The 13586-nt window shown below is 74.8% G+C and carries 12 protein-coding genes; 8 read left to right on the forward strand and 4 right to left on the reverse strand.

Annotation, left to right across the window (positions count from 1 at the left end; translation table 11 throughout):
- Window positions 1-173 precede the first annotated feature (173 nt).
- A complete protein-coding gene (locus ABT170_RS12860; protein ID WP_351866503.1) occupies window positions 174-881 on the forward strand; it encodes a helical backbone metal receptor in 708 nt (235 codons plus the stop codon).
- On the opposite strand, the gene ABT170_RS12865 is transcribed toward ABT170_RS12860, so the two are convergent.
- Entirely contained in the window at window positions 820-2004 is a 1185-nt protein-coding gene (locus ABT170_RS12865) for a TDT family transporter (protein WP_351866506.1), read from the reverse strand. The genes ABT170_RS12860 and ABT170_RS12865 overlap by 62 nt on opposite strands.
- Before the next feature lie 70 nt (window positions 2005-2074).
- On the opposite strand from ABT170_RS12865, the gene ABT170_RS12870 reads away from it, so the two are divergent.
- On the forward strand, window positions 2075-3013 hold the full coding sequence (locus tag ABT170_RS12870; protein ID WP_329945445.1) for a LysR family transcriptional regulator: 939 nt from the start codon (window positions 2075-2077) through the stop codon (window positions 3011-3013).
- A gap of 72 nt (window positions 3014-3085) precedes the next feature.
- On the opposite strand, the gene ABT170_RS12875 is transcribed toward ABT170_RS12870, so the two are convergent.
- Both ABT170_RS12875 and ABT170_RS12880 read right to left on the reverse strand, forming a co-directional pair.
- Window positions 3086-3838, reverse strand: coding sequence for a gamma-glutamyl-gamma-aminobutyrate hydrolase family protein (locus tag ABT170_RS12875; RefSeq protein WP_329945444.1), 753 nt, complete (start codon window positions 3836-3838; stop codon window positions 3086-3088).
- 108 nt (window positions 3839-3946) lie between these two features.
- A complete protein-coding gene (locus ABT170_RS12880) occupies window positions 3947-4684 on the reverse strand; it encodes a FadR/GntR family transcriptional regulator (RefSeq protein ID WP_329945443.1) in 738 nt (245 codons plus the stop codon).
- A gap of 74 nt (window positions 4685-4758) precedes the next feature.
- On the opposite strand from ABT170_RS12880, the gene ABT170_RS12885 reads away from it, so the two are divergent.
- The 4 genes from ABT170_RS12885 (at window position 4759) to ABT170_RS12900 (ending at window position 9382) form a co-directional block, all read left to right on the forward strand.
- The gene (locus ABT170_RS12885; RefSeq protein ID WP_351866510.1) at window positions 4759-6120 is read left to right on the forward strand and encodes a glutamine synthetase family protein; all 1362 of its coding nucleotides are present in this window, start codon (window positions 4759-4761) and stop codon (window positions 6118-6120) included.
- 100 nt (window positions 6121-6220) lie between these two features.
- Window positions 6221-7564 carry an aldehyde dehydrogenase family protein gene (locus ABT170_RS12890; RefSeq protein ID WP_351866652.1) on the forward strand — a complete coding sequence of 448 codons (1344 nt, stop codon included), beginning with the start codon at window positions 6221-6223 and terminating at the stop codon, window positions 7562-7564.
- Between the two features lie 6 nt (window positions 7565-7570).
- Window positions 7571-8359: a 3-oxoacyl-ACP reductase gene (locus ABT170_RS12895; protein WP_329945440.1), complete on the forward strand. Its 789-nt coding sequence runs from the start codon at window positions 7571-7573 to the stop codon at window positions 8357-8359.
- Between the two features lie 42 nt (window positions 8360-8401).
- On the forward strand, window positions 8402-9382 hold the full coding sequence (locus tag ABT170_RS12900) for a DUF2510 domain-containing protein (protein WP_329945439.1): 981 nt from the start codon (window positions 8402-8404) through the stop codon (window positions 9380-9382).
- 71 nt (window positions 9383-9453) lie between these two features.
- On the opposite strand, the gene ABT170_RS12905 is transcribed toward ABT170_RS12900, so the two are convergent.
- Window positions 9454-10656, reverse strand: coding sequence for an amino acid deaminase/aldolase (locus ABT170_RS12905; protein WP_351866515.1), 1203 nt, complete (start codon window positions 10654-10656; stop codon window positions 9454-9456).
- 807 nt (window positions 10657-11463) lie between these two features.
- Between ABT170_RS12905 and ABT170_RS12910 the strand changes: the two genes are divergently transcribed.
- A complete protein-coding gene (locus ABT170_RS12910; protein WP_329945437.1) occupies window positions 11464-12375 on the forward strand; it encodes a hypothetical protein in 912 nt (303 codons plus the stop codon).
- On the forward strand, window positions 12372-13550 hold the full coding sequence (gene mycP / locus ABT170_RS12915) for a type VII secretion-associated serine protease mycosin (RefSeq protein ID WP_351866517.1): 1179 nt from the start codon (window positions 12372-12374) through the stop codon (window positions 13548-13550). The genes ABT170_RS12910 and mycP overlap by 4 nt, the downstream gene beginning before the upstream one ends.
- Window positions 13551-13586 lie beyond the last annotated feature (36 nt).

The following is a 13586-nucleotide window of genomic DNA, read 5'->3' on the forward strand; positions in this document are numbered from 1 at the left end:
GCGCTGACCGCGCTGACCGCGCTGACCGCGCTGACCGCGCTGACCGCGCTGACCGCGCTGACCGCGCTGACCGCGCTGACCGCGCTGACCGCGCTGGACGGTCCCCGGACCCCCGCTGACCGGCGGGACTCACCGGCCCGCCGCCGTACGTCCGTCCGAGAAAGGCCCCGCCCGTGCGCGTCGTCTCCCTGGTCCCCTCGCTCACCGAGGCCGTCGCCGTCACCGCACCCGGGCTGCTGGCCGGGGTCACCGACTGGTGCACCCATCCGCCGGGCCTGGCCGCCACCCGCATCGGCGGCACGAAGAACCCCGACGTGGCGGCGGTGGCCGCGCTGCGCCCGGACCTGGTCATCGCCAACGAGGAGGAGAACCGCGCCCCCGACCTCGCCGCGCTGCGGGAGGCCGGGCTCGACGTCATGGTCACCGTGATCCGCACCCTCGACGAGGCCTTCGCCGAGCTGGAACGGGTGCTGATCACCGGCTGCGGCCTCGGCCGGCCCCGCTGGCTGGACGAGGCGGAGGCCGCCTGGGCGGCGGTCCCCGCGCCGGGAGCCCCGCGCCCGGCGGTCGTGCCCGTCTGGCGCAGACCCTGGATGGTGCTCGGCCGTGACACGTTCGCCGGTGATCTGCTGGCCCGCCTGGGGGTGCGCAATGTCTACGCGGACCACGCCGAGCGCTACCCCCGTATCCCGCTCGCCGAGCTGAACGCGTCCGGCGCCGAACTGGTCGTGCTGCCCGACGAGCCCTACCGCTTCACCGCCGACGACGGGCCCGAGGCCTTCCCCGCGCTGCCCGCCGCACTCGTCGACGGGCGCCACCTCACGTGGTACGGGCCGTCACTGGCCGAGGCGCCCGCGGTGCTGCGAGCAGCGCTCCGCTGACCAGCCCGCGCAGCGTCCGCGCCCCGGCCACCGCCCAGGCGGCCACCAGGAACACATACAGCGCGACGGCCAGCCAGGTGAAGGCGTCGAGCCCGGTGTGCCGGGCCAGTCCGGCGGCCCCGGTCACACACGTACCGACCGGGAAGGTGAATCCCCACCACGTCATCGCGAACGTCATCCCGGCCCGCAGCGCCCGCACCACCATCGCGAGGGCCAGCGCCAGCCACAGCAGCGCGAACCCCATCACCGGCACCCCGTAGAGCACGGCGAACGCGCCGAAGGCCGAGGCATAGGGGGCACCGACCGCTCCCGGCGCCACATCGGCCAGCTGGTTGACCGCGGTGGTCGACTGGCCCAGCGGACCCAGTACCAGGAACAGCGTCGGCGTCAGCGCGAGCGGCAGCGGCCCCTGGTGCACCAGCCGCGCGAACACGGTCGGGAGCACCACCAGCGTGGCCAGCAGGGACAGCCCGAACATCGCGTAGCAGGCCATCAGCAGCGTCCCGCGCCACTGGCCCGCGGGCAGTTCGGGCACCAGCAGCGCGCCGAGCGAGGCGGAGACCATCGGCGCCACCAGCGGCAGCAGCCAGACGGGCGAGGCGCTGCCGGGCTCCAGCCGGTGGCGTACGACCATCAGATACGGGACGGCCACCGCGGCGGCGAGACCGATCAGGGTGCCCGCGACGTACAGCACCGCGTGCACCACGAGCGCGGCCTGCTCACCGATGACGTCCTTGCCGACCACCATGGTGCCCCCGCCGACAGCGAGCAGGGCCATGGACAGGCACCCGTAGAACGGGGCGACGGCCGGGTCCAGGAGATGGGCGCGGGCCTGGTCGCGGTGGTGGATCCAGTGCCCCGTGCGGGCCACCAGGACGGTGGCGAGCCACAGCGCGGAGAGCGCCCACACGACGGTGCACACGGTCCGCAGGCCCGGCACGTCCAGGGGAAGCGCGACACCCGCGCTCGCGACGATCGCGGTGCCCATCACGGAGGCGTACCAATTGGGGCCGATGTGCCGCAGGGACGGCAGCCGGAGGGCGGCCGGGCGGGAGGCGTCGGACGGGGAGGACGACGGCGTCCGGGGCTGGGGCTCTGCCTGGGTCTGCGGAAAGATGGCCATGCCACGATTCTTGGCCGCGCCACCGCTCCCCACCAGGGAGTCCGTCCCTATGAGGTCATAAGCTGGCTTTATGCCCAGCGATGAACACGTACCCCTGTCCCACCGGGTTCCCGACCTCGGAGCGCTGGAGCTGCTGCTCGCCGTGGCCCGGCACGGCAGCCTCGGGCGGGCCGCCCGGGACGTCGGTGTCACCCAGCCCGCCGCCTCCAGCCGCATCCGGTCGATGGAGCGGCAGCTCGGCGTCGCACTCCTGGACCGCTCCCCGCGCGGCTCCCGGCTGACGGACGCGGGCGCCCTGGTCACCGACTGGGCGCGCAGGGTCGTCGAGGCCGCGGAGGCGTTCGACGCGGGGGCCCAGGCGCTGCGTGACCGCCGGGACTCGCGGCTGCGGGTCGCGGCGAGCATGACGATCGCGGAGTACCTGCTGCCGGGCTGGCTCATCGCGCTGCGCGCCCAGCGGCCGGACACCGCCGTGTCCCTCGTCGCGGGGAACTCGGCGGCGGTCGCCCGGCGGCTGGTGACCGGTGAGGCCGATCTGGGGTTCGTGGAGGGACTGTCGATACCGGAGGGCCTGGACGGTACGGTCATCGCGCACGACCGCCTGGTGGTCGTGGTCGCCCCCTCCCACCCCTGGGCCCGCCGCCGGACGCCGCTGCTGCCGGTGGAACTGGCCGCGACCCCGCTGATCCTGCGGGAGCACGGCTCCGGCACCCGGCAGGTCCTGGACGCCGCGCTCGCCCCGCACGGCGGGCTCGCGCAGCCGTTGCTGGAGCTCTCCTCCACGACCGCGGTGAAGGGCGCGGCGGAGAGCGGCGCGGGCCCCTGTGTGCTCAGCGAACTGGCGCTGGGCGAGGAGCTGTCGGCCCGCCGCCTGGTGAAGGTCCCGGTCGCGGGCGTACGCCTCCGACGCCAGCTGCGCGCCGTATGGCCCTCCGGTCACCGGCCCACCGGACCGGCCCGGGACCTGCTGTCCCTCACCCGGCCGGACTCCGGCGCCCCGGGCGTCTGAACGGGCCGGCCGGGCCGCCGCGCGGACCGGTCCCGCCGGCCCCCGGCATCCGCCCGCGCCTCCCGGGGGACGTCAGGCCCGGCCGGGTGCCGCCACCAGGGCGGTGGGGCCGGCCCGCCGCCGGTCCGGCACCGCCGCCGAGGCGGCCGCCACCAGCGCCCGCACCACTCGCGAGTCCTCGCCCATCTCCGGGTGCCACTGCACGCCCAGTACCCATTGCGGACCGGGGAGTTCGACCGCCTCGACGGTGCCGTCCACCGCGTGGGCGGAGGCCACCAGCGCCGGGGCCAGCCGCTCGACGGCCTGGTGGTGGTAGGTCGGTACGGCGCACTGCCCGGCGACCACGGAGGCGTAGCGGGTACCGGGCACGGGTGTCACCACATGCTCGCCGAGGATCCCGGTCGTGCCGGGCGGACCGGCGTGGCCGTCGATGTGCTGGACCAGAGTGCCGCCCAGGGCCACGTTCAGCAGCTGCATGCCCCGGCAGATCCCGAGCACCGGGATTCCGGACTCCAGCGCCGCGTCGAGCAGGGCCTTCTCCCAGGCGTCGCGCTCCCGGGCCGGCGGCCCGGTCCGGGGGTCGCGCTCGGCCCCGTACAGCTCGGGCCCGACATCGGCGCCGCCCGCCACGACGAGCGCGTCCAGCCGGGACACGGTGGCCGCGGCCCGCTCGGGGGAGTCCGGCGGGAGCAGTACGGCCAGCCCGCCGGACCGCTGCACCAGACGCGGGTACGCGGCGGGGAGGACGGCGGCGGGCAGCTCCCAGACACCCCACCTGGCCGCGGACTCCAGATAGGTGGTGATGCCGATGAGGGGTTCGGGCATGGTGCGGTCCCTTCGGTAGGCCGCGTTCAGCGGGCCGAAGTCAATGGTGTCACCGCATACCTTAGGGTCTCGGCGCGGTGCGGCAAGGAGACCGGGCCGATCCTCCGGTCAGGCCAGGAAGCCGCGCAGCAGCGCCGCCGTTCCGGCGCAGTGCTCACGCATCACCGCGCGTGCCGCCTCCTCGTCCCCGTCCAGGACCGCCTCGACGAGAACCGTGTGCTGATGCTGCGAATGCTCCAGGTTGCGCACGAGCAGCGGAATGCAGTCCAGCAGGTCGTTCACCGTGGCCCGGACCGCCGCGTACTGGGCGGTCAGCGACGGCGAACCGGAAAGCCGGGCCAGCGTCAGGTGGAACAGTGTGTCGTGCCGGCGGTAGTCGGGCAGAGGTGTCTCGTGTGTCGCCGCCAGTGCCCCGCGCAACCGGTCCGCGCCCTCGCCGGTCAGCCCGTGCGCGGCGCAGAGTCCGGCCGCCCCGGTCTCCAGGACCTCGCGGAAGCGCAGCACGTCCTCCATGTCCACCTCCGCCACCCGGCGCCGCAGTTCGTCCTCGCCGGCCGTGCCGGTGCGCGGTGTCACGAACGTGCCGCCGTAACGGCCGCGCCTGCTCTCCACCAGGCCTTGCTCCTGGAGCACCTTCAGGACCTCGCGCAGCGTGACCCGGCTGATCCCGAGCAGCTCGGCCAGCTCCCGTTCCGCGGGCAGCCGTTCGCCGCCGGCCACCAGGGCCAGCCGGATCACCTGGAGGATCTGCTCCAGGGCCTCCTCGAAGCCGTTGCCCGCGCGGACGGGCCGCAGCACCGGCCTCAGGCGGGCCGCCGCCGGATGCTCACCGGATTCCTCGGTCACGTTCCGTTTCCCTTTCTTTCAAAGGTCTCATCCCATACCTTAAGGCTTCCGTCCGGCCGAAGGAGGAGTATCCCGTGGCAGTGCGAACACCCCCGCTCGGTATCGAGGAACTGCGCGTCCTCGTCGCGAGCGGTGAGATCGACACCGTCGTCCTCGCCTTCCCCGACATGCAGGGGAGACTTCAGGGCAAGCGGTTCGCCGCCGCCTTCTTCCTCGACGAGGTCATGGAACACGGCACCGAGGGCTGCAACTATCTGCTCGCCGTCGACACCGACATGAACACCGTCGACGGCTTCGGAATGTCCTCCTGGGACCGGGGCTACGGCGACTTCGCCATGCGCCCCGACCTCGGCACCCTGCGCCGCGTCCCGTGGAACGAGGGCACGGCCATGGTCATCGCCGACCTCGCCTGGGAGGACGGATCGCCCGTCGTCGCGGCCCCCCGCCAGATCCTCCGCCGCCAGCTGGAGCGGCTCGCCGGACTCGGCCTCACCGCCCACGTCGGCACCGAACTCGAGTTCATCGTCTTCAAGGACACCTACGAGCAGGCCTGGGACCGCAACTACCGCGGTCTGACACCGGTCAACCAGTACAACATCGACTACTCGGTCCTCGGCACCGGCCGTATCGAGCCCCTGCTGCGCCGGATCCGCAACGAGATGGCGGGCGCCGGCCTCACCGTGGAGTCGGCCAAGGGCGAATGCAACCCCGGCCAGCACGAGATCGTCTTCCGCTACGACGAGGCACTGGTCACCTGCGACCAGCACGCGGTCTACAAGACCGGCTCCAAGGAGATCGCCGCCCAGGAAGGTGTCGCGCTCACCTTCATGGCCAAGTTCAACGAGCGCGAGGGCAACTCCTGCCACATCCACCTCTCGCTCCAGGACGCCGGGGGCCGCAACGTCATGGCGGGCGACGACGGGGCCATGTCCCCGCTGATGCGCCACTTCCTCGCCGGACAGCTCGCCGCGCTGCGCGAGTTCACCCTGCTCCACGCCCCGAACATCAACTCCTACAAACGGTTCCAGCCCGGCTCCTTCGCCCCGACCGCGGTCGCCTGGGGCCATGACAACCGCACCTGTTCCCTGCGCGTCGTGGGCCACGGCCGCTCGATGCGCTTCGAGAACCGGCTGCCCGGCGGCGACGTCAACCCGTACCTGGCCGTCGCCGGTCTGATCGCCGCCGGACTCCACGGCGTCGAACAGGAACTGGAACTGCCCGAGGGCTGCGGGGGCAACGCCTACACCTCCGGATACGAGCGGGTCCCCACCACCCTCCGGGAAGCCGCCGAACTCTGGGAGCACAGCGAAGTGGCCCGTGCCGCCTTCGGCGACGAGGTCGTCGGGCACTACCGCAACATGGCGCGCGTCGAACTCGAAGCCTTCGACGCCGCGGTGACCGACTGGGAGCTCCGCCGCTCCTTCGAACGCCTGTGAGGAACACGTGACCACCGACCACCGCCCCGCTTCTCCCGACGCCCGTCCCCACACGCCCGGCGTCCACCACACGCCCGACGCCCCCGACGCCCACGACGTACTGAACCCGGCGACCGGGGAACACCTCGCCACCGTCCCGGCCACCACCCGGGCCGGGGTGGACGCCGCCGTGACCCGGGCCGCCGCCGCCCAGCGCACCTGGGCCGCCCTGGCCCCGGCCGACCGCGCCCGCCTGCTGCGCCGCTTCGCGGCAGCGGTCGACGCCGAGACCGAGTCCCTGGCCCGGCTGGAGACGGCCGAGGCGGGACACCCGCTCGGCAACGCCCGCTGGGAGGCGGGCAACGTACGCGACCTGCTCGACTACGCCGCCGGGGGAGTGGAGCGCCTGACCGGCCGGCAGATCCCGGTGGCGGGCGGAATCGACTTCACCCTGCTCGAACCCCTCGGCGTCGTCGGCGTGATCGCCCCGTGGAACTTCCCCATGCCGATCGCCGCCTGGGGCGTGGCGCCCGCCCTCGCCGCGGGCAACGCCGTACTCCTCAAGCCCGCCGAGACCACCCCGCTCACGGCCCTGCGGCTGGCGGAGATCGGGCGGGCGGCGGGCCTTCCCGAAGACCTCTTCCAGGTGCTGCCCGGAGCGGGCGCGGTGACCGGTGACGCCCTGGTCGAGCACCCCGGCGTCGCCAAGATCGTCTTCACCGGTTCCACCCGGGTCGGCAAGCAGATCATGGCCAAGTGCGCCGACCGGGTGAAGCGGCTCACCCTCGAACTCGGCGGCAAGAGCCCGAACATCGTCTTCGCCGACGCCGACATCGAGGCCGCCGCGGCCGCCGCCCCCATGTCCTTCCTGGACAACGCGGGCCAGGACTGCTGCGCCCGCACCCGCATCCTCGTCCAGCGCCCCGCGTACGACCGCTTCCTGGAACTGCTCGCCCCCGCCCTCGCCGCGGTCGTCGTCGGGGACCCGGCCGACGAGAGGACCCAGATGGGACCGCTGATCTCACGGGCCCAGCTGGAACGGGTCCGCGGCTACGTCCCCGGGCACGCGCCGGCCCTGCGGGGCAGCGCCCCCGAGGGCCCCGGCTTCTGGTTCCCGCCGACCGTCCTCACCGATGTCGCCCCGGACGCGCCCGTCGCCACCGAGGAGGTCTTCGGCCCGGTCGCGGTCGTCCTCCCCTTCGAGGACGAGGCCGACGCCGTCCGGCTCGCCAACGCCACCGACTACGGCCTCGCGGGCTCCCTGTGGACCCGCGACGTGGGCCGCGCCCTGCGCGTCGCCCAGGCGGTCCGGGCCGGGAACCTGTCCGTCAACTCCCACTCCGCCGTCCGCTACGGAACCCCCTTCGGCGGCTGCAAGCAGTCCGGCCTCGGCCGCGAACTGGGCCCCGACGCCCTGACCGCCTTCACCGAAACCAAGAACGTCTTCCTCAGCACGGAGGCCTGAACCCGCATGAGCAACGACAACGAGAGCATCTGCCGCCGACTGGTCGGCCGCACCGCCGTCATCACCGGAGCGGGCAGCGGGATCGGCCTGGCCACCGCCCGCCGGCTGGCCTCCGAAGGGGCGCATGTGGTCTGCGCCGACATCGACGCCGCCGCGGGCGGGGCCGCCGCCGAGGAGGCCGGCGGCCTCTTCGTCCGGGCCGACGTCACCGACCCCGGGCAGGTCGAGGCGCTCTTCAAGGCCGCGTACGACACCTATGGCTCCGTCGACATCGCCTTCAACAACGCGGGCATCTCACCGCCCGAGGACGACTCCATCCTCACCACCGGCCTGGAGGCCTGGAAGCGCGTCCAGGACGTCAACCTCACCTCCGTCTACCTCTGCTGCAAGGCCGCCCTGCCCTACATGCGCCGCCAGGGCCGAGGCTCCATCATCAACACCGCGTCCTTCGTGGCCAGGATGGGCGCCGCGACCTCCCAGATCTCCTACACCGCCTCCAAGGGCGGCGTGCTCGCCATGTCCCGGGAGCTCGGCGTGCAGTTCGCCCGGGAGGGCATCCGGGTCAACGCCCTGTGCCCGGGGCCGGTCAACACCCCGCTGCTGCGGGAACTGTTCGCCGCCGACCCGGAGCGCGCGGCCCGCAGGCTCGTCCACATCCCGCTCGGCCGCTTCGCCGAGGCGACCGAGATCGCGGCCGCCGTCGCCTTCCTGGCCAGCGACGACTCCTCCTTCGTCAACGCCACCGACTTCCTGGTCGACGGCGGCATCTCCGGGGCCTATGTGACCCCGGTCTGACAGCCCGCGCGGCCTGTCGCACCCGGACCCTAGAGTGGGGGCATGAGTCACGCGACACCGCCCGGCTGGTACCCGGACGCGGGCGCGCCCGGCACCGAGCGCTGGTGGGACGGCACGGCCTGGACCGCGCACACCCGCCCGCTCGCTGCCGCGCCGCCTGGTCCGCAACAGCCTTACGCGGCACAGTCGTTCGGGCCCCCGCCGCTTCCCGTGCTGCCGCGGCAGCGGACCGGCGGCAGCGCGCCCCCGGGCGGCGGGGCCCGTACCCGCATCCTGGCGGTCGCCCTGTCCGGGCTGGTGATCGCCGGGGTGGCCGTCACGGCGGCCGTGCTGCTGGGCGGCGACGACAGCGGTACGGGCCCGGCGGTGGTGTCCAGCGGCTCGGCACCGCCCGCCACCGCGCCGGCCACCGCCTCCGGCGGCACGACCGCCCCCGGCGACCCACCGGACGAGGACCCCGGCACCCTCACCGATCAGCTCAACGGGATCACCCTGCCGGTCCCCGTGGGCTGGGAGAAACCGGAGAGCACCGTCGATGACGCGATCACCATGCGGACCATCGGCTCCTACTCCTGCCCCGGAGACTCCGGGGCCTCCTGCTACCACGGCACCGTCACCACCCGCACCCCGAGCCGCACCGACGCCACCACCCCCGAGGCGCTGGCCGAGCAGGACATCACCACGGCCGCGGACAGCGTGTACGAGGAGAACCTCGTCGGCCGGCGCGTCCACGGCGGGATCGTGTCGCACAAGGTGCTGAGGTCCGAGCCGGTGAGCGTGGCGGGACGTACCGGCTACCTGGTGCGCTGGCAGGTCACCACCGGCAAGGGCCCCGGCGGCGTGGTGCAGTCGGTGGCCTTCCCCTCGGCGGTGGGCAGCGAGACACCGGTCCTGGTCCGCATGGCGTTCGACGCCGGACGCAAGGACCTGCCGCTCTCGCTCATGGACACGATCACCCGGGGCATCCGCCCGGTCGGCGACAGCGGGACGGGCGGAGGGGTCGGCAGCTCGATCGCGCCCTGAACCCCGCGTACCTCCGCGTACCTCGTCCCTCCGCGTACCGCCGTGCGCGGCGCCGCCGCCGCGAGCGCCGGTCAGAGGAAGGTGCGGCCCTCGCCCCGGTACGTCGGGACGGTCGCCGTGATCCGGTCGCCCTCGATCAGCCGGAGCTCCTCGAACCGCTCGCACAGCTCACCGGCCTTGGCGTGCCGGAACCACACCTTGTCGCCGATCAGCAGATCGTCCGCCGGGGCGCCGAGCAGCGGTGTCTGCACCTCGCCCGCGCCCTCCTGCGGGTCGTAGCGCAGCCCCTCGGGGAGATACGGCACGGGCAGCCGGTCCGCCCCGGCCGCGCCGGACGCCGGATAACCGCCGCCGAGCACCGTCACCACACCCACCCCGGGCCTGCGCACCACGGGCTGCGCGAACAGCGCCGCCGGACGGCCGGTGAACGACGTGTAGTTGTCGAACAGCCGGGGCACATACAGCCCCGACCCGGCCGCGATCTCCGTCACCGCGGGTTCGGCCGCGGTGTGCTGCACACTGCCCGTGCCTCCGCCGTTCACGAACTCCAGGCCGGGTGCCACCGCCCGGACCGCCCGCACCACCTCGGCACGGCGGACCGCCAGTTCCCTGCGGGCCGCGGACTGCATCAGCCGGATCGCCCGGGACCGCAGCGGACTCCCCGCGACCGCGTCGCCGACCCCGGCGACATGGCCCTCGTACGCCATCAGGCCCACCAGCCGGAATCCCGGGCGGCGGGCGACCGCGCGGGCCAGCTCCGCCAGCTCGGCGGGCGAGCGCAGCGGCGAGCGCAGTGCGCCGACCCGGACCCGGCCGCCCAGCAGACGCAGCGAGGTGTCCAGTTCCAGACAGACCCGGATCTCCTCCCGCCCGCCGGACCGCGCCGCGTCGATCAGCTCCAGCTGCGCCCGGTCGTCCACCATCACCGTCACCGCTGCGGCCAGCTTCGGGTCGGCGGCCAGCTCGGCGAACGCGGTGCGGTCGGCGGACGGGTAGGCCAGCAGCACATCCTCGAAACCGGCCCGCGCCAGCCACAGCGACTCCGCCAGCGTGAACGACATGATCCCGGCGAACCCGGGACGCGCGAGCACCCGCTCCAGCAGGGCCCGGCAGCGCACCGACTTGCTCGCCACCCGGATCGGCTTCCCCCCGGCCCGGGCGACGAGATCGTCGGCGTTGGCGTCGAAGGCCTCCAGATCGACCACCGCGATCGGGGCGTCGAGATGGGCGGTGGCCCGGTCGTACCGGGCCCGGTCAGTGGCGCGGGCAGTCATGGCCGCAGCTTGCCAGACACCCGTACCGCTGGGTAGGGGGACGATCGGGGCAGATCCCCCCGGGCGTGGCGTCCCGTTGCCCTCCGTCGCCTCCCAGCCCGTAGAGTGACGGGCACGCGCGAACCCACGGGCCTGCCTGTGACGGTGATCCGCGGACGGTACGGGGACGTGAACCAGGGGGCGGGCCGGATGAGTACCGAAGCGCAGCGCGCTCCCGTGCCGCCCCGTCCGGCCGCTCCGCCGCCCGCACCGGCAGCCGAGCCCGGGGTCCCGACGCCGCCGGCCCCGGTGAAGCCGCGGCCCGGACAGGCCCCCGCGCCGGCCCCGCCCGCGGCACCTCCGCCCGCCGCGGCTCCGCCGGCCGCACACCAGCCCGCCGCGGCTCCGCCGGCACCTCCGAGACCGGCACCGGCGCCGCCCGCCCCGGCGGCTCCGCCCGTACCGCCGCCCCCGCGGACCGCCGCCGGGCCCCCGCCCGCCGCCGCACCGGCCCCCTCAGCCCCCTCAGCCTCAGCACCAGCCACCACCCCGGCTCCTGCTCCCGCTCCCGCTCCCGCTCCCGCCGAGACCACCGCCCGGCTGCGCCCCGTACCGCCCGCACCCCGGCGCCCGGCCCCGCAGCCGGGACAGTCACCGCGTCCGGCATGGTCACCGCAGCCGCAGCCGCAGCCGCAGCCGCAGCCGCAGCCGCAGCCGCAGCCGCAGCCGCAGCCGCAGCCGCAGCCGCAGCCGCAGCCGCAGGTGCCCACGCACCCCGCCGTGCCGCCGCCCGCGCCGCCCGCACCCCGGCGCAGACCCGTCGGTGCGGTGGACCTCACCCCCCGCCCCGGCACCGCGCCGGCGCCCGGCGGCCCCCACCACGGCCCGTTGCCCGCGTACCACGCCCCCTACCCCGTACCGCCCCGCTACGGCTTCCCCGAGACGCCCGCGGAGACGACGACCCGGCTGCGCCCCGTGCGCCCCCGGCGCCGGGGGAGGACCGCGGCGGCGGCGACCTGCGTCGTCCTCGGTCTCGGGCTGATCGGCGGCGCTGTCACCGGCACCTGGCTCACCGGCGACTCCTCGGCCGAACCCGGCACCCGCAGCGCGTACGCCACGGGCCGGACCGTCTGGCACACCGTCCCCGTCGACACCCTCTTCCCGCGCACCCTCAAGGGCATCGGCGTGGGGCCGGGCGGCACGGACCGGGTCTGGACCCGGATCGCCGTCGCCCCCGACAGCGGCTGTGCCAAGGGGATCGACCCCCTGCTCCTGACGACCCTGCGCCCGGTCGGCTGCGAGCGCCTGGTGCGGGCCACGTACACCGACGCGACCCGCAGCAGCGTCACCACGGTCGGGATGATCTTCACCGAGGCCTCCGCGGAAGGCATGGGGGCGCTCGCCACCCGCTTCACCGAACAGCGCCTCGGCGCGCGCAAGGACCTCATGCCCCGTGCGTACGCCGTCGAGGGGACCGTCGCCGCGGCCTTCCGCGACGGGCAGCGCGCCAGCTGGACGGTCCATGTCCTGACCGAACTGCCCGTCGTCGTGTTCGCCGTCTCCGGCTTCGCGGACGGGCGCGCCGTCGCCGACCCGCAGCCCGTCGCCGAGGCCACGGCCGCCGGTGCGACGACCGCCGTCGCCCAGGCCGGGCTCGGGCACGAGGCGAAGGGCGTGGCGGACCAGGTCGAGCGCGGGCTGCGCGGGACCGTCACCGACCTCACGGAGAAGCCGGAATGACCCGACGCCGCCGTGTCCTCGCCGCGGCCTGCGCCGCCACCGTCCTCGCGCTCTCCGCCGCCGCCCCCGCACGGGCGGACGCCATCCGCGACCAGCAGTGGGGACTGGCGGCCCTGCACACCGACCGGGCCTGGCAGACGACCAGGGGCAAGGGCATCACCGTCGCCGTCCTCGACACGGGGGTCGACAACACGCACCCCGACCTCGCCGGACAGGTACTCCCCGGCAAGGACCTCATCGGCTTCGGCGCCGGCCGGGGCGACGCGGCCTGGGCCCTGCACGGCACCGCGATGGCCGGCATCATCGCGGGCCGCGGACGGGGGCCGGGGCGCGGCGACGGCATCCTCGGCATCGCCCCGGAGGCACGGATCCTCCCGGTCCGGGTGATCCTGGAGTCCAACGACCCGTCCCGTGCCAAGGCCCGCAAGTCCCGCGGCACCGCGCTCGCCGAGGGCATCCGCTGGGCCACCGACCACGGCGCCGATGTCATCAACCTCTCCCTGGGCGACGACAGCAAGTCCGCGCACCCCGAGCCGGGCGAGGACGCCGCGATCCAGTACGCCCTGGGCAAGGGCGTCTCCGTCATCGCCTCGGCGGGCAACGGCGGCGAGAAGGGGGACCGGGTCTCCTACCCGGCCGCCTACCCCGGGGTCATCGCGGTCGCGGCCGTCGACAAGCACGGCACGCACGCCTCGTTCTCCACCAGGCGCTGGTACGCCACCGTCAGCGCGCCCGGCGTCGACATCGTCGTCGCCAACCCGAACCGCAAGTACTACATCGAGTGGGGCACCTCGGCCGCCTCGGCCTTCGTCTCCGGCGCCGTCGCCCTCGTCCGCGCCGCCCACCCCGGGCTCACACCGGCCCAGATCAAGAAGCTCCTCGCGGACACCGCCCGCGACGCCCCGGCCAACGGCCGTGACGACGCCCGCGGTTACGGCATCGTCGACCCCGCCGAGGCCATCGAGACCGGCTCCCGGCTGCGCCCCGCCGATCTGAGCGCCCGGTCCGCCGCCACCGGGTACCGCGAGCAGTACTTCGGACCGGGCCCCACCCCGCCGCACCGGGAACCGGGCCCCGTGAACTGGCTGGCCCCGGCCGCGGGCGGCCTCGGCGCCGTCCTGCTGGCCGTGGCCGTCGTCCTGTGGCGGGGCAGGGCGCCCGGCGGACGCCGCTGACCGGCCGGGGCCGCCGCCCCGATCCCGGGCCCGGAT

The sequence above is a fragment of the Streptomyces sp. NPDC001787 genome (assembly GCF_040297465.1).
Classification (GTDB): domain Bacteria; phylum Actinomycetota; class Actinomycetes; order Streptomycetales; family Streptomycetaceae; genus Streptomyces.

Coding starts and splice junctions, on each gene's coding strand:
- ABT170_RS12865 (WP_351866506.1), bottom strand. CDS start 2,004: ATGGCCATCTTTCCGCAGACCCAGGCAGAGCCCCAGCCCCGGACGCCG.
- ABT170_RS12870 (WP_329945445.1), top strand. CDS start 2,075: ATGCCCAGCGATGAACACGTACCCCTGTCCCACCGGGTTCCCGACCTC.
- ABT170_RS12905 (WP_351866515.1), bottom strand. CDS start 10,656: ATGACTGCCCGCGCCACTGACCGGGCCCGGTACGACCGGGCCACCGCC.
- mycP (WP_351866517.1), top strand. CDS start 12,372: ATGACCCGACGCCGCCGTGTCCTCGCCGCGGCCTGCGCCGCCACCGTC.
- ABT170_RS12875 (WP_329945444.1), bottom strand. CDS start 3,838: ATGCCCGAACCCCTCATCGGCATCACCACCTATCTGGAGTCCGCGGCC.
- ABT170_RS12900 (WP_329945439.1), top strand. CDS start 8,402: ATGAGTCACGCGACACCGCCCGGCTGGTACCCGGACGCGGGCGCGCCC.
- ABT170_RS12895 (WP_329945440.1), top strand. CDS start 7,571: ATGAGCAACGACAACGAGAGCATCTGCCGCCGACTGGTCGGCCGCACC.